Below are 18560 nucleotides of genomic sequence, written 5' to 3' on the forward strand. Positions count from 1 at the left end.
CATGAAAATGAAACCACGCAAGATTCTGTTGGCACTCGCGCTGGCCGCCGCGGCTGCGGGGACGTCAGCCGTCAGCACGGCCCAGGCGGGTACGCTCACGGCCAATATCGCGTTCAAGGGCGCGAGCCAACGCGCGGTCTGGCAGTCGGTCGTCGACGACTTCAAGAAGGCGCATCCCGGCATCGACGTGAAGGTGTCGTTCGTCGATGAAGAAGCGTACAAGGTGCAATTGCCCGGCTGGCTGACCACCGTCGCACCCGACATCGTCAACTGGCATGACGGCGAACGCATGGCCTATTACGCGCAGCGCGGCCTGTTCGAAGATCTGAGCGGCGACTGGGCGAAGAACGGCTGGAACGAGATGTATGCGTCGACCAAGGAAGCATCGTCGTATAAGGGTAAGCAGTATGCCGCGCCGACCGTGTACTACTCGTGGGGCATGTTCTATCGCAAGGATCTGTTCCAGAAGGCCGGCATTAGCGGCGAGCCAAAAACGTGGGATCAGTTTCTCGAAGACTGCAAGAAGCTGAAGGCCGCCGGCATCACGCCGATCGCCGTGGCGGGCCGCGACGCGTGGACGCTGGCCGGCTGGTTCGATTACCTCGACCTGCGCTTGAACGGCAACGCGTTCCATCAGAAGCTGATGGCGGGCGAGATCGCGTACACCGATCCGCGTGTGAAGAAGGTCTACACGACGTGGAAGCAATTGATCGACGCGGGCTATTTCATCGACAACTCGCTTTCCTACGATCTCGATTCGGTGCAGCCGTTCCTGTTCCAGGGCAAGGCCGCGATGATGCTGATGGGCACGTTCATCACCGCCGGTTTTCCGCCGAACGTGAAGCCGGAAATGGGCTACTTCCAGTTCCCGATCATCGACGCGAAGGTGCCGACCGCCGAAGACGGTCCGGTGGAGTCGCTGCATATTCCGTCGAAGGCGAAGAACAAGGCGGACGCGCACACGTTCCTCGCGTTCGTCGAGACACCGGAAATCGGCGCGAAGCTGGCAACCGGGCTCGGCTCGTTGTCGGCGAACAGCAAGTCGCCGGAACCGGAAGATCCGATCTCCAAGATCGGCTTCCAGATTCTTGCGAACACCAAGGGCGGCATTGCCCAGTTCTATGATCGCGACATGACCAAGGAAATGGCCGACGAAGGCATGAAGGGGATGCAGCAGTTCATCTCCGACCCTACGAAGCTCGACGACGTGCTCGCGCAACTCGAGCAGACGCGCAAGCGGATCTACAAGAAGTGAGCGGTGGCGGCCGCGAGGCCGCCTTCCGTTGCATCCGATCTGGAGAGAACGATCGTGTCGCATTCCGTCACCCGTCACACTGTCGGCGGTCCTGCCGAACCCGGCGGTCCGGGCTTGCCCACGCCGGGCGGTGCCTTGCGCGGCGGCAAGCCTGGCGCTGCACGGCGCCGCCGTCCGTCGCCCACCGCGCGCCGGCAGCGGCGCGCCGCGTTCCTGTTCCTCGCGCCGGCCTGCGTGATGGTGGCCATCTACGTGGTGTGGCCGATCCTGTCGACCATCCGCTTAAGCTTTTTCAACTGGGACGGCATGAGCGAGCCGTCGTTCGTCGGCCTCGCGAACTACGTGGAGTTGTTCCATGCGCAGACGTTCTACACGGCGCTCAAGAACAACGTCATCTGGCTGCTGCTGTTCCTGCTTGCGCCGCCGATGGGACTCGCCGTCGCGTTGTATTTGAATCAGGCGGTGGCCGGCATCCGTATCGTCAAATCGCTTTTCTTCGCGCCGTTCGTGTTGTCGGGCGTGGTGGTGGGTTTGATCTTCTCGTGGTTCTACGACCCGACCTTCGGCCTGCTCGCGATGATTCTCGGCCACGGCGTGCCGGTGCTCGGCGACCCACGTTATGCGACGTTCGGGATCGTGTTCGCGGCGCTGTGGCCGCAAACCGCCTATTGCATGATTCTTTATCTGACCGGCTTGACGTCGCTGAACGCCGAGCAGATCGAGGCCGCGCGCATGGAAGGCGCGCGCGGCTGGTCGATGCTGTGGCACGTGATTCTGCCGCAACTGCGACCGACCACGTTCATGGCGATCGTCGTGACCATCATCGGCGCACTGCGCAGTTTCGATCTGATTTCGGTGATGACGAGCGGCGGGCCATTCGAAAGCTCGACCGTGCTCGCGTATTACATGTACGACCAGGCGATCAAGTACTACCGCATCGGCTATTCGGCGGCGGTGGCGGTCGTGCTGTTCGCCATCATGCTGGTGTACATCGTTTACCACTTGCGGCGGATGCTGCGGGCCGAGCAATAAGGAGCCGACCATGTTTCCGATTCCCATCGACAAATGGAAGCCAGCCACTCGCCGCATGTATAAACTGACGTTGCCGGTCGCGCTATTGATCTGGCTGCTGCCGATGATCGCGGTGCTCGTCACGTCCGTGCGTTCGACCGAAGAGTTGAGTGAGGGCAACTATTGGGGCTGGCCGAGGCACTTCGCGATGTTCGATAACTATCGCGAGGCGTTGACCACGTCGCCGATGTTGCATTACTTCTGGAACAGTGTGTTGATCACGGTGCCTGCCGTGGTCGGCTCGATTGCATTGGCGGCGATGGCCGGCTTCGCTCTGGCGATCTACCGGTTCCGTGGCAATTCGACTTTGTTCGCGACGTTCGTGGCGGGGAATTTCGTGCCGGTGCAAGTGTTGATGATTCCGGTGCGGGATTTGTCGTTGCAACTCGGCCTGTTCAATTCCGTCAGCGCGCTGATTCTGTTTCATGTGTCGTTTCAGACCGGATTTTGCGCGCTGTTTCTGCGTAACTTTATCAAGCAGTTGCCGTTCGAACTGGTCGAGGCGGCGCGCATCGAGGGCGCGAATGAGTGGACGGTTTTCTTTAAGATCGTGCTGCCGTTGATCCGGCCGGCGCTCGCGGCATTGGCGATTCTTGTGTTCACGTTTGTCTGGAATGACTACTTCTGGGCGCTGTGTCTGACCCAAGGCGACGATGCCGCGCCGATTACCGTGGGCGTGGCCGCATTGAAAGGGCAGTGGACCACGGCGTGGAATCTCGTTTCGGCGGGATCGATTCTCGCGGCATTGCCGTCGGTGGCGATGTTCTTTGCGATGCAGAAGCATTTTGTCGCCGGGTTGACGTTTGGGGCGACGAAGGGTTGAAGGGGTTGTGTGTCGTGTCGAGAAGGGTTGCCCGCGAAAGCGGGCTTTTTTTGTTTCGGGTGGCGCTCCTGCTGTCCGCGTTACCTCGCGAGAGGTGCGAATAGCAGGAACGCAGTCCGTTCAGTAAAGCCGGTCTGATCTCAGTTGTTATCCCACCGAGTCGGACCCTTACGATAACTGCTCCAGTTATTGCCCCCTTTGCAGATCAGATCCGAACCGTGGGTCTGACACCAGGCTTCATAACCCGGCGAGTAGAGCCACTCACCGATCCAGTGCAGATCGACGTGCGGATCCGACGACGGCGTGGAGGCGACGAAGTTGGCTGCGTCGTCCGTGCTGCCCGAGCCCGTGTAGTGAGCCACTGCCGGATACGGGAACACTGGACGCGTGCGCGTCGTTTGACCGTTCGCATCCACGATCGAGGCGACGATCTTGCCCGGCTTGGTGCCGGTCTCCGCCCATGCCATCACCGACGTCACGATGTCGAATGTGTTCGGGCCGTTGCCGCCACCGCAGTGCGCGACGCCGGGGAACAGATAGAGCCTTGTGAATTGATCGATCTTGTCGCTACCCATGTAGTACTTCATCTGCTCGTAGTACTCGATGGTGCCGCGCGGCGTGATGTGCTGATCTTCGAGGCCATGCCACAGGATCAGCTTGCCGCCGCGGCGGGCGAACGGGCTCAGGTCCGGATCGGTCGCGGCGAGATAGCTCGACACTGGCACGGTCTTCATGAAGCCTTCGATCGTGAACTTGAGGTTGCTCAAGGTGGCGGAAGGATTCGAACCGTTGAAATAGTCGAGGTACTGCAGGAACGGCAAAACGAAGTTGATGCTCCCGCTCGGACCGGCGTCGGTGGTCGGCACGAACAGACTCCAGTTCAGCTCGCCGCCCCATTCACGCGAGACCGGCTGCTCGAGGTGGACGCCGTTCGCATCGGTGGCACCGTCATGAATCTCGCGTACGACATTCACTTCGGCTTGCGAGAGACAGGTGGATGTCGCCTGGCCTTTTGCGCACAGCATGGACTGCGGATTGAAGTGGCATACCTGCGGATTATCGATCACGCCGTCAGCCACACCGTCGATGCTGTCGCACGCTTGCAGCACGGCAGCGTGAATCAGCGGCAGCTTGCTCGCGAGCAGAATGTACTTGCCGGTCTTGGGATCGAGATTGATCACCGCGGGCCACGCGTGATGGAACGTGTTCTGCACAATCAGGTCGTTTGCCGGTGCGCCCGCCGCGATGCCGTCGAAATCATCCGGGAATCGCTGTGCTTCCATCAACGCTTCACGGCCGCCATCGGAACAACCATCGAAGTACGAATACTTCGCTGGCCGCGCGTAGAACTTGTTGATGATCGCTTTGGACACCTGTGCGGTGGCATGCTCCGCGCGATACGCGAAATCGATCTTCGTTTGAGGATTGAGCGCCCACGAGCCGTCGTTGCCACCTTCATGACCCATGTCGGTCGCGGCCATCGCGATCTGTCCGTTGGTGACAGGCACACAGGTCGACGCCATCGGCGCATTGACGGACAGGTTGCCGCACAGGCCGCCGCAACCGGCCTGCAAGTAGCGCTGTGTCCAGCCTTGTGTAGGCAGTTGCAACTCGAACAGCGAGGCGCCCGGTCCGATCGTCCCCTTCACGTCGCACACGGCCGCCGGCAATGTGTTCTGTCCCACGACGGTGCCCGCGGGGAGCACCGTCGCCGATGTGATGGTGACCGTGCCGTCGGTGACGCCGCTGAGGTCCATGCTCATCACGGCGGCGCAGTTCATGGCGGGCATGACGGCGGGGAGGTTGGCCAAACCAGTGGTGGCAGCGCTTGCGTTGATCGGCATGCCGAGCATCGCAATCAGCGCGGCGCTCAATAGCGCGGTAAACGATCTGCCACTGACGGTCCGTTGAAGAAGCCAGGCCCGTATTGCTAGCAGCCAGCCTCGGGTTGCACATCCTGTTTTGAAAAGACCAGGCATCTTTGTCTCCTGTCGTTGTCGTCGATTAATGCGGGGCGGACACTGTCCGCGGCCGTCGGAATGGGGACCGCTTGCCGCGCACCGCAATCGACTTCGGTGCGCGGGTTCAATATAGGCGGGCGTCGTATAGGAAAGAAGGTGTGGCACGGCTGACGGAAGGACGATCAAAATAAGCTATCCGAATCTTTCTGCCCGTTGCAGCGAATTAGGGACGCAATCTGGAGCGCTTCATTAATTAGAAAGCGCATCAAAATCAATGAGGTAGGGCGGGGTGTCGCGCGATTCGACGAGGCAGCACATGGAGTAGCTCCGCCGCGTGTGTCGGTCCGCGCGATAAGAAAAATCGATTGGATTGCATAACTTTCGCAATCGCTGCTTTGATCGATACCGGCATCGATGTCATCGGCGCTGCGCGGAAATATCGTGTAAGCACTTTTGAATCACGGCGTGTTCTCCCGCCATCGCGCCATCTCGCGGTCGCTATCCTGCTGTCACGGCTATCGCAATCCCTGATTGCATGGCAGCAGGCCGCGACATCGTCTCGCCACGCCTGAGCCTGGTTACTTCCCTGAACAGAGGCCCGGTATGTCCACCTTGAACACCGTTTTCTCCCGCACCCTTCAACGTCTCGCGACGCCGTCCGCATTGCTGTCGATCGGCTTACTGGTAGCAGGCGCCACGCTTGCCGCGGACGCGTCCGCGGCAAGCTTCAAGTGCACGAGCAAGTCGTCCGCTTCGGAAAAGATCGTCTGTAAAGATCTGGCGCTGTCGGCCCTCGACGACCGTCTCGCAGCCGCCTGGCAACGCGCGAAAAACACCACGCTCGACATGGCGGCGCTTGAAGCGGCGCGCACGCATCAATGGCTCTGGCGCCAGCACAACTGTACCGATCAGGCTTGCGTGAAGAGCTGGTACGACCGCCGTATCGCTGAACTGGACGCGGACTACGAGCAGGCGAAGCAGGCGCGCCGCGAAGCGTTCGACGCGTCGCTGGCCGGGCAGAACCTCGCGCCTTCGGCGGCCGATGCGGTTCGGAAGATGAAGGGCGAGTCCTTGGCGAATGCGACGACTGCCAGTGCGCAGTAGTTGCCGGTGATGATGGCGCGTCGGCGGGCACGACACGCCTCGGCGCGCTAGTTCACATTGAAATGCACACGGACGTCCTGCCGGCTCTCGACCGGACGGCCGCCCTGCAATGCCGGAAAGAAGCGCCATTTGCGAAGGGCTTCGAGAAGAAGTTGGTTGATGCGAGGATTGGGCGTCGGCTTGAGCAGTTCGACATCGACCGAGCCATCGGCATGAATCACGAAGCGCGCGGTCGCGACGGTTTGATAGGCCTGCTCGCGTAGATCGTCGGGCAACTCCGGCAACGGTTGCTCGATGGAGCGTGCGGCTGCATCGCCGGGGGAGATGGCGGGTTGTGATGCGCTTTGCCTTTCCTCCGACGAGTTGGTGGAATGCGCGGGAGACTCGGCGGGCGCGCTGGGCTCATTGGGAGCAGTGATCTCGGCTGGGTGCCTATCCGGCGTCGGCATCCGCGGAGCGGGTGCTTCAGTGTGTCTCGGCACGGCATGCGCGTGTGGCTCGGCCGGTCGCGGTAGCTTGACCGCAGGCGTTGGCTCGGTATGCATTGACGGCGGTGGATCGAGTTCCACCACGCGCATCTCCAACGGTGTGTCTGGTGCCGGCTCGGATGTCGTTGCGTCGAGCCAATGTCCGAGCGCGAACAGAAACACGAGCCAGACTGCGAGCGCGATGAAGATCGCCAGACCGATCCGAAGCTTTGGCGAATCATCGACGGTGGTGGTCAGACGCATCGCGCTATTCACGATGCACGGCGATCAGAAACCGCGCCGCGCCGGCGCGGCGTGCGGCGAGCATGGCCTGCACGACTGCGCCGTGGCCAGCTGCGTCGTCGGCGGCAATGACGACATTGGCGTCGGGCTGCAAAAGGCGCTTTACCGTCGACTCGATCTGATCGGGACGTACCGGCAGATGGTTCACGAAGATCTCATTGCGGCTATCGACCGAGATGGTCAGCGGTTCTTGCGCGGCCATCTGCTGCGCGCGGCCGGCGGGCAACGTCAGCTTGACGGCATCGAGCCGCTGCATGGCGAGCGATGCGAGCATGAACGTCGCCAGCAAAAAGAACATCACGTCGATCATCGGAATGATTTCGATGCGGCCGCGCCTGGCCGCGCGCGAGCGTTTGAACTTCACGACTGCGCTCCCGAAGCGGCGGTGGCAAGGCGGAATTCACCGAGCCGCGTGTTCGCGAACGATTCGAGTTCATCCATCAGACGTTCAAGCCGCCGGGAAAAATAGTTGAATGCGAAGAGTGCGAACAGCGCGACGACGAGACCGATCGCAGTCGCCACCAGCGACTGAGCGACGCCGCCGGTAACACCGGCTGGATCGACCAGCCCCGTGCCGCCGAACAACTGAAACGAATGCATCATGCCAACAATGGTGCCGAGCAGGCCCAGCAGCGGCGCGGCCGTGACGATCGTCTCCAGCACCCAGAAACCCTTGCTCATATCGCGCTCGATTTGCGAAGCGACCGACTGCGCATTGGCTTCGCGCAGCCACAGTGGAACGGACGGATCGGGAAGCCACGGTGCGTTCATCCGCCTGAATGCGTTCTGACGCGCGGCGTTATTCAATCCGTTGTCCAGATGAACGGTTGATCTAGGCGAGTGAATTTCATGCGCGGCGTGAATGCCTGGCGGCAAACGGCCAAAACGCAAAAACACATAGGCGCGATCGAGAACGATCGCAACCGCCAGAACAGCGAGTACCGTGAGCGGATAAATAACCCATCCGCCCACACGTACCGCCGCCAGAATATTCATCCAATCCTGCATGACCGACCTCGTTGCCGTGTGACAGATTTAAAAATGCTTGGTGATACCGGCATAGACGGCGAAATGCGGGCCGTATTGCGGCGCGCCCACACCGATGCCCGAGCCGTCGCGCAACTCATAGACCCGATTGAATGCATTGACGACCAGCAACCGCGCATCGAACTTGCCGACGAGAGGCTGGTTGAAATGCTGGATCACGCCGAGATTGATCTGCGCATAGACGGGCAGGCGATCGGTGTTGGCAAAGCCGCTTCTCAAGCCGCTGCCCACGAGGCCGTCGAAGGTGAACGTCGTTCTGCCGAGGTCGTACGTGCCGCCGAATGACGCGGTCACGCGCTGGTCGTGATCCAGATACACCCAATGGTCGCTGATGTAGGCGAGTTCGTCCGCTTCGAAATTGAACTGGGCCGAGTCGATCTGTTTGCCCTGCGCGCGGCTGTAGGCGAGGTTCAGATAGGCGGACACGTTGTCCTGCTTGTAGTTCGCGGTGAACTCGAGTCCGTACACGCGTCCGTATTGATAGTTGAACGGCGTGAAGATGAGGGCGGAGCCGAACTGCCCTTCGTCGAGCAGATTGGTGGATTTCTTATAGTAAGCATCCACGCCGACTGTCACGTTCGAACCTAGGCGCTGCGTGACGCCGAGATCGAAATAGTGGCTGCGTTCGGGTTGTACCTGATCGTTCTGGCTCGACGGACTCTGATTGGTCGTGCCATTGAAGCGGCTGATGGTCGAGCCCGATACCAGTTCGAACGCGGGCGGCGTGAAGTAGCGCGCGTAGCCGGCGTGAAAGGTGGTAGTCGATGTCAGCGCATAGACGAGCCCGATACGTGGACTCAGTTGGCTCGCGCTGACGTACTCGTCCATCTTGTCGTAACGCAGCCCGTAGTTGAGCGTGAGCTTGTCGGTGATCTTCCATTCGTCCTGGACATAAGCGCTGTACAGGTAGCCGGTTTTGCTGCTCGAGTCGTGGATATTGAAGGGCTGGTCCGATAGCTGATTGCCGTCGGCGTCCGTTGCGAAGACGTTGACGCTGTCGTCGAATACAGCGTGCTCCTGCTGGAAGAACAGGCCGGCGCGAATCGTATGCCTGGCATTGAGCCGCCACGTGGTGTCCACTTGCGCGCCATTGGCCGAGTTGCTGTGAAAGTCCTGGGATGCAACGCCGTTGAAGAGCAGGTCGCCAACCGGGTCGGGATTGAATTGCGTTCTCGTGTAGCGGGTAAATAGCGCGACCTGGTAGTCGAGTGCGCCGCCATTGGTGCCCTGAAGCGCCACCACGGCAAAATTGTTCAACTCCGATTGCGTTTCGTTCAACTGACTCGAATCGAACGTGTTGTTGCCGTTGAGCGTGAAATTGGTCGGCAGACCGGGCGTGTTCGGGATTTCGAACTGGTTGCTCGTGGTGCCGAACATCAGGCTCACCCGCGTGAGCGGATTGATGATGTACGACATATAACCGAACGCATCGCCCTGACGGGTGTGGTCGTGAATGGCGTTCGCGCTTGCAGTGGGATTCTCGATGCCGAGGTTGTCGACGCCGAGCGAGCCGCTGAAGTAATAGCTGAACGGGCCTTGCGTGCCGAACACGTCCGCGCTGGTCTTGAGGGTCTGGTGGCTGCCGCCGAACACATCGATCGTGCCGCCGTCGCCCGCATCGCCCGTCTTCGTGCGGATGTCCACGACACCGGCCGTGCGGTAGCCGTACTGTGCCGGCAACGCTCCGGTGAGCAGATTGACCTGGTCGATGATGCGCGTGTCGAGCGCTTGCCCAAAACCGCTGATCGGTTCGGGAATGACGATGCCGTTGATGCGGTACTGCAGATTCGCGTGGTCTCCGCGCACGTGCAGTTGGCCGTATGAATCGGCTGCGACGCCGGGCGCCTGGAGCAGCACCTGATTCAGTGGCGTGTCCTGGCCCGCGGGTAGCGCATCGATATCGGCCTGGCTGAAGCGGTACACGCTGCTGCCGGTCTCCGGCAACAACCCATTGCGTGCGCGGTCCAGTCGCTTCGCGTTCACCTGAACGTCGAGTGTGCCGCTCTTCGCGAGACTGACGCTGACGGTGCTTTCCGTTCCGGCGCTAGTGGTCGTGATGCTGTTGCCGCTCGCAAAGCCCGGCGCGGTGACGACGACCGCGTAGGTGCCCGGTGTCACGTGCGCGATGGCGAAGCGGCCTTCGGCGTTCGTTTTCGCCTCGCTGACAGCGGCGCCGCTCGCGTTCTGCACGATCACGGTGGCGTTGTTGACAGGTTGGCCGGCGGCATCTGTGACAGCGCCGGTTACGGAGCTTTCGTCGGTTGTGGCGTGGGCGTGGGCGGCCATTGCGAACAGCAGCAAGGCTGCCGAGGAGACGCGCGTGCGGTTTTTCATCGTTATGTATTTGAGTGTGTTGGCGACTGGGTGGATGCGTTTTTTCTGTCTTGGTCGACGGTTTTCCTTGGGTGAACGCGTGCGGCGCCGTCTGGCGGCGTGGATCTCCTTTGGGCTGCGGTGGTCATTTGGCACGCAGTCGGAATGTTATATCATTACATTCGCGGAAAACAATGACAAGTTGATGGCGCGTTGGTTTTGAGGCATGGAATGAGATGGCGAGCACAATTCACAGGCGCGCGGCTGCCCGGTTCCGGGCAGCCGCTGTCGTCGTTCGGCGCGTCTTATTGGCTGTGCATGTCGCGCGCCGACTGACGCGGCGACGAGGTGGTTTTGATCGCGTGTCGAGCGGTCTTGTCGAGCCGACCAGGCAACTGTTGCCGTCGTTGACGGCGTGGTTCATCCATCTGCCACGAAGTTGCAGCCGTCGGCGCTAAAGTTCAGGGAATGGCTTATTGAAGAGGCACGAGCATCGCCACGCTGAGAGCAGCGTGGCGGACAGAGAGCGATTGTCTGGTGAAATGAGGTTCTGCGAATCGCTCTGGATTGTCCATACGCGAGTTCAAGACTGCGCGTGCTTCGCCGCGTCCTCGATGACCGCTGTCACTTCCTTCGGCCGCGATTCGTAGACCGAGTGGCTCGCGCCCGGGATCACCGTCGTATGGCTATGTGCGCGTGCGTAATACCAGCGTTCGAGATCTGGGCTGATGATCTTGTCGTCGGCCGCTACGATGCCCCAGCTCGGCTTGGTCGTCCACGCGGCGACCGTCATCGGCGCCGAGAAGACTTTCGCGGCCGTCAGGATTTGCGCGTGCGATTCGAACTGCGCTTGCTTGAGCGGCAAATCAGCAGCGAAATCCTTGGGGAAGTCCGCGGGATTCAGATAAGTGTATCCGTCGCCGGTCTTCATGATCGCGCCCGGCTGCTTTGACGTGTAGCTCGGCATGCCTTTGCCGAGGTCGCTTTCATCTTCGCCGACGGCCGGTGCGTGCGCGGCCACGTACACCAGGCCCACCACGTTCGGGTTCACGCCGGCTTCGGTGATGACCGAGCCGCCGTAGCTGTGAGCCACGAGAATCGTCGGGCCGTTCTGCTGATCGAGCACGCGTTTGGTCGCGGCGACGTCATCGTCGAGCGAGGTCAGCGGTTCCTGCACGATGGTGACGTGATAACCGTCTTTGGTCAGTCTGTCATAGACCGGTTTCCAGCCCGAGCCGTCCACCCAGGCGCCGTGCACGAGAACGATGTTGTGGACCGGCGCGTTCTGCGGTTTGGCGTCTTGCGCCATCGCGGCAGTCGAGGCAAAAAGGGCGGCAGACAACGACAAGGCCGTGGCGACGAGAGGCAAAACTTTCATGACAAACTCCGGTTTATAAGTAAGAGATTCTTCTTGAAGAAATATTTCGAATGGCTTGTGAAAAGTAGGAATCCTGTTGATCTAAAGGGAGAAACAGGATTCCCGATACGTGTCATTTAGCTGCCGAAGAAGACGTTGCAGAAGCTGACGGGGCCGACGCAGCTGGAATCCGTCGACGCGTGCTTGCGCATGCCGGTCGAAGAACTACCGTTCTGTGCCACGCCGCCGTACGACGACTGAGTCGTTTGCGAGGCGTCTTGCGCGGCGACCTTTGCTTCGGCTGCCTGAATGGCGGCCGGGTAATTAGCGTCATCTCCGAGCGAAGGGTTGTAGCCGGCCTGTTCGAGGCGCACCAGATCGGCCCGCACTTCGGCGCGTGTCACAGGGGCATTCGATTGTGCGAAGCTCAGAACAGGAGCGGCCAACGTGCCGACGGCGAGAGCGAAACAAACAAGAGCTTTTTTCATGATAAAAATTCCTTAGAAATGCGATGAGTTGAGAGGCGACGATTGCCTGGAAAGTGTGCTGATTTAGCTGCCGAAGTACGGGGTGCAGAAACCAGCGGGGCCGACACACTGCTGCGTGTTCGTGTGCATATGTTCCTTCGCCGAGACTTGGGTAGCGAAACCTGCCGAAGCGAGAACGATCAGCGAGAGAATGATGGAAAATTTGCTTTTCATTTGGATACCTAACTAGTAAAAGATTGAAGATGCCTTGCGAATCAAGTGAAGCTACGTCTTTGCTCGTCCACTAACATGACCCGCTTGCAATGAGAGCAGCGCGTACATGCCTATTTCGTCACTACCGTGCAGCGTTCGTCGCTGTCATGTAGGGGCAAACACCTCGGGTTTCCGCTTATTCCAAATTTTTTTCGCGACTGTGGTGAAAAATTTGAGCCTTACATTTTCATGAACGTCTGGCGCGTCGGCGGCGAGCGCTTCTGTCATGGAACGAAAAAAGCCGTATCGCGTAAAGCCTTATCCAGCAAGGCTCCCAAACGTTTGCGCTGTTAAGTCTGATGATTACGTTTATTAAAGCTTTGCGTTTGGCATGTCGTTATCCAGTCAGATTGTGTGGACCATCGGACATGCGCGAGCCTTCAGCACGGCGAGCGCTGGACGAGGAAATAGCTCTTCGGGGGAATCATCTTGAATCACCAACGATCGCCATGGTCGCGTACAGCGGCTCCGGGCGAAGTCATCTATTCCGAAGGCTTCGCGGGCGACGCCGTCGTCTACGTCATTGCGGATGGCAAAGTCGAAATCTCCACCCAGTGCGACGAGAAGAAAGTGATTCTCGCCACGCTAGGCAAAGGCGAGTTTTTCGGCGAGGCGGCTTTGTTGCCGCCTGAACCACGGGCGCACACCGCGAAAGCGCTGAGCTTCTGCCAATTGACCGTCATCGCGGCGAACGTGGTGGAGGAAGAACTCGAGCGCGTCTCGCCGTTGCTTCGCCATATCGTACGCACGCTGATCCGGCGGGTGAAAAAGAAGGACGATATCCTCGCCACCAACACGCACGCTGACTTTCTGCCGGGCGTCGTGTCGTACGCGCATGTCCTTTCGTTGATGGCGGGCGGCGAGAACGCCGACAGACCGGACGGCCGCATGCGCCGCGCGCAAGGCGAGGAATTCTCGGTACCTCTGCCCGAAGTGATCAGGAAGTGCCATGCGATTGCCGGCCATTCGCGTCCGCATGTGATGGCCATGCTCAAACGGATGGAGAAACTCAATCTCGTCTCGCTCGAACCGGGCCGGTCCGAGCGCGCGAGCAGCACATCGGCGCGCTATTCCGCGCAGGACGGCGCGACGAGCCGGCAACTGGTCACGTTCGATCCGGTGCGAATCACCGAGCGCGCCCAACAGGTGGCGGACCACGATCTCGATCTCTCCATCAGCAGCGAGTTGGAACTGATCGAACTGGACGATCTGGAAGCCTTGATCGGCGTCGAGAAGAAGGTGATTCTCAACAAGCTGTCCCACGCTGAAATCGCGGAAGACATCTTCGCTTTTCGCAAGACCAAGGTGCTGAACTACGTCGAAGAAAAGGGCATCAGCTATTTTTCGCGCCGCAATACTCGTGGTCTGAGCGAGCTGAAGTCGCTCGACGATCTGGAGTTTGTCGACCAACGAACCTTGTTCGAAGCGGTGAGCGCATTCGACACATACGACCTCGCGAAACTGCTTTCCGCCGTGACGGGCCAGCCGATCGCCGAGCGCCTGCTCTCGGTGATGACGGAGGCAAGAAAGAAAGAAGTCTCGTGGGTCATGCGTCGTGAGATCAAGATCGATCCGCTCGAAATTGCCGAGATTGAAGAACGCTTTCTCGAGACCGTGCGAGCGATCAAAGCTCCAGCGGCCACGGTCGCGCCGCTGTCCAATCTGGATGCCTGACGCGCAACACGCAAACGGCAGGCACTGTCGCCTTCGAGGTTCGAGGGCGCGGGCGGCTATTCGAGAGGACGTATGGATCTTTTGACGCTATTTGGCGCGGTGTTCGGCGTGACGGCGATCGTCGCGGGTTTTTCGCTCGAGGGCGGGCACTTTACTTCGCTGTTTCAGTTGGAGGCGTTCGTCATCGTTCTGGGCGGCACGCTCGGTGCGGTGATGATTCAGAACACCTGGGCGAGGTTCTACGACGGCATCAAGCAACTGCGCCTGGCTTTTGTGAGGGCGCGGCAGGTCGATCGCGAGAGCCTGTCCGTCCTGCTCGAATGGGGCGATCAGGCCAAGCTGAACGGCATGCTGGTGTTCGAGTCGATCGAGGCGGGCGGCATCAATCCGTTTGCCAAACGAGGTTTGGAGTTGCTGGCAAACGGCGTATCGACAGCGGTGCTCGAAGACGCCTTGCAACGGGAGCTGGATGCGTATGAGCGCAATCACATGGCGGCCGCACGGATCTGGCAACAGGCAGGCGGTTACGCGCCGACGTTCGGCATTCTGGGCGCCGTGCTTGGTCTGATTCAGGTGACCGGCCATATGCTCGAGCCCGCGCAACTCGGGCAAGGCATCGCGGTGGCTTTCGTCGCGACGCTATATGGCCTTGCTCTTGCCAATCTGGTCTTTCTGCCGTTGTACGGAAAGATCAGGGCGCAGGTCGATAGTGAATTGCGCTTCCGGCGTTTATATCTCGACGGCTTGCTCGCGATCTCGCGCAAGGAGTCGCCTCACACCATCGAGACGCGGCTCGCGGGCGACGTGCGGGAAAGATCGGCCGAGTTGCTGGGCTAGCCGGTTCCGGTCGTGCAGATAACGAGCGGGCCGGGACCCATCACACGTAATTTCGGATGCAGGCTTTTTGGGTATGAACACCTCCTCGGGTAACAAGCGCCTCACGGCGGACAAGACCGGCTATGACACCGCCGACGAAGGCGAAGAGAAGTCCGGGCGCTGGCTGATCTCCTACGCTGATCTCATCACCACGCTGATGGTGTTGTTCCTCGCGCTCTATGTGCTCCAATTGTCAAAAACGAGGGAGCTCGAAATCAAGGCGCTGGAGCGCCACGTGGTGACCGAGGCGACGTCCGCAACGCCGGATGCCTCGAAGAAGCGGCTTCTTTCTCTGTTGGAGCCGCTTCAGGACAATCGCCAGATTACGATTTCGAACGCGGCTCAAGGCGTGGAAATCGCCATCAACGCAAAAATTCTGTTCAATTCGGGCGACGCGCGTTTATTGCCGGAATCATTCGGCGTGTTGAATCAGATTGCCGGCGTGCTGCGTGACCGGTCGAAGAACAATATTCTTGTAGAAGGGCACACGGACAACGCGCCTATCTCGACGGCGAAATACGAATCCAATTGGGAGCTGTCTTCTGCACGGGCCGGCGCGGTGGTTCGCTTCTTCGCGGACAAAGGCATCGAAGCGCACAGAATGGCCGCGATCGGGCGGGCCGACAACTTCCCCTTGATCATCGGCGATGACGTGGCCGCGCGCGCCGCGAATCGTCGCGTGACCATTCTCGTCGAGTACTGAGTTACCGCGGGCGGAGAATAGGCTAACGCGCGCCCCGCAGCATCCAGGTACCCATTCGCGCTAGAGTATCGACAGCGGCCCCGCCGCGAATCCACGCATTCCGACGCACCCGCGAATTGTCGAGATCCCCTATGCCCGTCAACACTCTGCCTGATCCGCTCGGCGCTGCATGCACTTCATTGGGCAGCTTCCTGCGCGATCGCCGTTCGCGTTTGCAACCGGGGCCGGACGCGCCGAGCCGGCGTCGTACGCCGGGATTGCGGCGTGAGGAAGTGGCGGCACGGGCGAACGTCAGCGTCGCGTGGTACACGTGGCTGGAGCAGGGACGTGGCGGCCTGCCGTCGAACGAGGTGCTGGAGCGGCTCGTCCGCGCACTGGAACTCGACGCCGCCGGCCGCGAGATGCTGTTCCTGCTGGCCCAGCAGCGACCGCCGCCGCTCAGCCCGTTTGCGCCGCCGCAAGTGACGCCGGCCTTGCAGCGCGTACTGGACGGCATGCCCAGCAGTCCCGCCATCGTGAAGACGCCGACGTGGGACGTCGTGGCCTGGAACGCGGCAGCGGTCGCGGTGCTCGGGGACTACGCGGCCGTGCCGGCGCGCGAGCGCAACGTGCTAAGGCGTCTGTTCGGCGATCCGGCAGTGCGAGAAAGCCAGCCGGATTGGGAGGAAAGCGCGCGTGCCGCACTCGCCGTCTTTCGCATCGATATCGCGCGCATCGGCGGGTCTGCGGAAGCCGCGACGCTTGCCGCCGAATTGCAGGCGAGCAGCGCGGACTTTCGCCGCCTCTGGGCGGAGAACGACGTGCGCAGTCATTGGATTGGAATAAAGCGCCTGCGCCACTCGCAAGCCGGGCCGATCACGCTCGAGTATTCGGCCTTCGCCGTGGATGGCGGCGACGGCCTAAGCATGGTCGTGTTTTCGCCGGCCTCGGCGGCCGACCTGCGCGCCGTGCAAGCGCTCATCGCGCGAACCACTCAAGCAGCGTGACGGACGCGGTTCCGTTCAATGCCGCGTCAAGACGTCTTCGCGGGCGTGAATTTAAACGGGCATGGGCGCGGCGGATCACCGGGCACCCACGCCACACGGAGCGCCCGGAGCGCTCCTCGTGACGCCAACATCAACGCCAAACCGTTACTCAGCTACCCATATAAAGCGAACGGTTCAGGTTGGCGAGCTGACCATCCTTCTCGGCTTGCACGAGTTCCTGGCGAACCTGTGCACGCGTTTTCGAAGTGGCGCTGGCCACGCTCGCGGACCATTGCGGCTGCGCCGCCTGTGCGATCTGCGAAGAATCCACGGTGGCGGTCGAGGGCGTCGGAACCGCGGCGTGAGCAACACTTCCAACCACGCATGCAGCAAGAGTCAAAGCAATCATGGAAACTTTCATATCGTTCTCCTTGAACGGTTGGATAAGAGACGTCCGCGGATCAGAAAGCACGAGCAGAGGTCGACCTGGACTTGCTGCGATGCGATTCTTTTCAGAGAAGCGGCGTTGATGTATTGAACCGCGCGGGTGTATCGGGCATGTGTCGGGAAAGCGGCGAATTGCAATGTTGTGTATCGCCGGAAACCGCGGATACATTCCGATACGAACCCGCGTTTATCCTTGCTGCGCGAGCAGGGCTTGAATCTTCGCTTCCGTCTTCGCATAGTCGCCTTCGCCGAAATGCGTGTAGACGATCCGGCCTTGCTTGTCGAGCAGGTAGAAAGCCGGCCAGTACTGATTGTTGTACGCGTTCCAGGTCGCATAGCGATTGTCCTGCGCGACCGGATAAGTGATGCCGAAGCGCTTGATGGCGGATTTCACGTTATCGGTATCGCGCTCGAACGGATACTCGGGCGTATGCACGCCGATAACCGTCAGACCCTGGTCCTTGTATTTCTGATTCCAGCTTTTCACGTAGGGCAGCGTGTTGATGCAGTTGCCGCAGGTGTAGGTCCAGAAATCGACCAGCACTACCTTGCCGCGCAGTTGCTGCAGCGTCAGCGGATCGCTGTTGAGCCATTGCGAAATGCCGGTGAATTCGGGAGCCGCCGCGTTGGTTCCGAGCGCGGGCGCGCTCGGTTCGGGCGACCCCGCGAAGGCGGCAATGCCGCTCGCGGCTGCGGCGGCGATCACGGTTGCGACGGCGAATGTTTTGATCTTGGATGCGGAGAGCATGTCAGTGTCCTTTCAGGAAGAGGCTAAAAACGGCAGTTCGCATATCGGCCGCGAATGATCGTATTGAAGCGTCCGCAGGTATCTGGCATGTGTCGCCCAAACCGCATGGGTGCAATGTTGTGTATCTGTACGAGGTCCAGATACACTGCGACACAATTCGCCGGGCGAGCCAGGCTATAAAGCAGGCATTGCCAATCACGGAGAGCACCATGAGCGCCGACTTGCTGCAAGGTTCCTGCCATTGCGGGACCGTCAAATTCGAAGTGCGTACCCCGATCACGCCGGCTGGGCGTTGCAACTGCAGCCTGTGCCGCCGCAAGGGTGCGTTGATGACGCCGCTGTTCCCGGCAGGCCAGTTGAAGATCCTGAGCGGCGAAGATTCGTTGACGCTCTATCAGTTCAACACGCGGGTGGCCCGGCACTATTTTTGCAAACACTGCGGTATCTATCCGTTTCATCAGACGCGTAAGGACCCGCAGCAGTGGCGAGTCAACATCGGTTGCCTCGCGGGCGTCGACCCGTATAGTCCGGAAGCGGGAGTCGCGGACGGCGCGAGCCTCTCCGTGCTGGAGGACGCATGAAACGCCTGCTGGCTATCGTCGTCTTCTTGAGCGGCGGCCTTGCCGCCGAACTGGCGCATCCGGTGCAGTGTTCATTGATGTACGCGAGCCGGGTGCAGTTGAAACGCCAAAAGAGATGATGCATT

General features: G+C 60.4%; 19 protein-coding genes and 1 pseudogene. 10 read left to right on the plus strand and 10 right to left on the minus strand.

All coding sequences use genetic code 11. The features are described from left to right. Position 1: 1 nt before the first annotated feature. The 3 genes from PQR42_RS05360 to PQR42_RS05370 are packed head-to-tail and all read left to right on the plus strand — an operon-like array spanning position 2 to position 3149. Positions 2 to 1255, plus strand: coding sequence for an ABC transporter substrate-binding protein (locus tag PQR42_RS05360; protein WP_408217944.1), 1254 nt, complete (start codon positions 2 to 4; stop codon positions 1253 to 1255). Positions 1256 to 1309: 54 nt separating this feature from the next. Then, a complete protein-coding gene (locus PQR42_RS05365; RefSeq protein WP_408217941.1) occupies positions 1310 to 2287 on the plus strand; it encodes a carbohydrate ABC transporter permease in 978 nt (325 codons plus the stop codon). A 10-nt stretch (positions 2288 to 2297) separates the two neighbouring features. Continuing rightward, positions 2298 to 3149 carry a carbohydrate ABC transporter permease gene (locus PQR42_RS05370; protein WP_408217938.1) on the plus strand — a complete coding sequence of 284 codons (852 nt, stop codon included), beginning with the start codon at positions 2298 to 2300 and terminating at the stop codon, positions 3147 to 3149. Between the two features lie 140 nt (positions 3150 to 3289). Here the strand turns inward: PQR42_RS05370 and PQR42_RS05375 are convergent. Then, positions 3290 to 5005: pseudogene (locus PQR42_RS05375) on the minus strand (tannase/feruloyl esterase family alpha/beta hydrolase); the annotation flags it as partial. 708 nt (positions 5006 to 5713) lie between these two features. On the opposite strand from PQR42_RS05375, the gene PQR42_RS05380 reads away from it, so the two are divergent. Then, positions 5714 to 6214 carry a lysozyme inhibitor LprI family protein gene (locus PQR42_RS05380; RefSeq protein WP_408382890.1) on the plus strand — a complete coding sequence of 167 codons (501 nt, stop codon included), beginning with the start codon at positions 5714 to 5716 and terminating at the stop codon, positions 6212 to 6214. 47 nt (positions 6215 to 6261) lie between these two features. Here PQR42_RS05380 and PQR42_RS05385 read toward each other — a convergent pair whose 3' ends face one another. From PQR42_RS05385 to PQR42_RS05415, 7 genes are all read right to left on the minus strand, one after another. After that, positions 6262 to 6945: an energy transducer TonB gene (locus tag PQR42_RS05385; RefSeq protein ID WP_408382892.1), complete on the minus strand. Its 684-nt coding sequence runs from the start codon at positions 6943 to 6945 to the stop codon at positions 6262 to 6264. A gap of 4 nt (positions 6946 to 6949) precedes the next feature. Next, entirely contained in the window at positions 6950 to 7348 is a 399-nt protein-coding gene (locus PQR42_RS05390) for an ExbD/TolR family protein (RefSeq protein ID WP_408216739.1), read from the minus strand. Beyond that, entirely contained in the window at positions 7345 to 7992 is a 648-nt protein-coding gene (locus PQR42_RS05395) for a MotA/TolQ/ExbB proton channel family protein (RefSeq protein WP_408382894.1), read from the minus strand. The genes PQR42_RS05390 and PQR42_RS05395 overlap by 4 nt, the downstream gene beginning before the upstream one ends. A gap of 27 nt (positions 7993 to 8019) precedes the next feature. Beyond that, entirely contained in the window at positions 8020 to 10365 is a 2346-nt protein-coding gene (locus PQR42_RS05400; RefSeq protein ID WP_408382896.1) for a TonB-dependent receptor, read from the minus strand. Between the two features lie 562 nt (positions 10366 to 10927). After that, positions 10928 to 11722, minus strand: coding sequence for an alpha/beta hydrolase (locus PQR42_RS05405; protein ID WP_408382898.1), 795 nt, complete (start codon positions 11720 to 11722; stop codon positions 10928 to 10930). Positions 11723 to 11838: 116 nt separating this feature from the next. Then, the gene (locus PQR42_RS05410) at positions 11839 to 12189 is read right to left on the minus strand and encodes a DUF4148 domain-containing protein (protein WP_408382900.1); all 351 of its coding nucleotides are present in this window, start codon (positions 12187 to 12189) and stop codon (positions 11839 to 11841) included. Positions 12190 to 12252: 63 nt separating this feature from the next. Beyond that, entirely contained in the window at positions 12253 to 12402 is a 150-nt protein-coding gene (locus PQR42_RS05415) for a hypothetical protein (protein ID WP_408216726.1), read from the minus strand. Positions 12403 to 12870: 468 nt separating this feature from the next. On the opposite strand from PQR42_RS05415, the gene PQR42_RS05420 reads away from it, so the two are divergent. The 4 genes from PQR42_RS05420 (at position 12871) to PQR42_RS05435 (ending at position 16680) form a co-directional block, all read left to right on the plus strand. Continuing rightward, complete coding sequence (locus PQR42_RS05420; RefSeq protein ID WP_408382902.1) at positions 12871 to 14115, plus strand: Crp/Fnr family transcriptional regulator; 1245 nt, start codon at positions 12871 to 12873, stop codon at positions 14113 to 14115. A 72-nt stretch (positions 14116 to 14187) separates the two neighbouring features. Beyond that, positions 14188 to 14952, plus strand: coding sequence for a flagellar motor protein (locus tag PQR42_RS05425; protein ID WP_408216719.1), 765 nt, complete (start codon positions 14188 to 14190; stop codon positions 14950 to 14952). 73 nt (positions 14953 to 15025) lie between these two features. After that, a complete protein-coding gene (locus PQR42_RS05430; RefSeq protein WP_408216716.1) occupies positions 15026 to 15694 on the plus strand; it encodes an OmpA family protein in 669 nt (222 codons plus the stop codon). 131 nt (positions 15695 to 15825) lie between these two features. Next, the gene (locus tag PQR42_RS05435) at positions 15826 to 16680 is read left to right on the plus strand and encodes a helix-turn-helix transcriptional regulator (RefSeq protein WP_408216713.1); all 855 of its coding nucleotides are present in this window, start codon (positions 15826 to 15828) and stop codon (positions 16678 to 16680) included. Between the two features lie 148 nt (positions 16681 to 16828). Here PQR42_RS05435 and PQR42_RS05440 read toward each other — a convergent pair whose 3' ends face one another. Both PQR42_RS05440 and PQR42_RS05445 read right to left on the minus strand, forming a co-directional pair. Continuing rightward, complete coding sequence (locus PQR42_RS05440) at positions 16829 to 17080, minus strand: DUF4148 domain-containing protein (RefSeq protein ID WP_408382904.1); 252 nt, start codon at positions 17078 to 17080, stop codon at positions 16829 to 16831. Positions 17081 to 17293: 213 nt separating this feature from the next. Then, on the minus strand, positions 17294 to 17854 hold the full coding sequence (locus PQR42_RS05445; protein WP_408382905.1) for a thioredoxin family protein: 561 nt from the start codon (positions 17852 to 17854) through the stop codon (positions 17294 to 17296). 209 nt (positions 17855 to 18063) lie between these two features. Between PQR42_RS05445 and PQR42_RS05450 the strand changes: the two genes are divergently transcribed. Together PQR42_RS05450 and PQR42_RS05455 are read left to right on the plus strand one after the other, a co-directional pair. Next, on the plus strand, positions 18064 to 18435 hold the full coding sequence (locus PQR42_RS05450; RefSeq protein WP_408382907.1) for a GFA family protein: 372 nt from the start codon (positions 18064 to 18066) through the stop codon (positions 18433 to 18435). Further along, on the plus strand, positions 18432 to 18554 hold the full coding sequence (locus PQR42_RS05455) for a hypothetical protein (protein ID WP_408216701.1): 123 nt from the start codon (positions 18432 to 18434) through the stop codon (positions 18552 to 18554). Before PQR42_RS05450 ends, PQR42_RS05455 begins: the two co-directional genes overlap by 4 nt. Positions 18555 to 18560: the final 6 nt, after the last annotated feature.

It is taken from the genome of Paraburkholderia sediminicola, from assembly GCF_046027355.1.
Taxonomy (GTDB): domain Bacteria; phylum Pseudomonadota; class Gammaproteobacteria; order Burkholderiales; family Burkholderiaceae; genus Paraburkholderia; species Paraburkholderia sediminicola_B.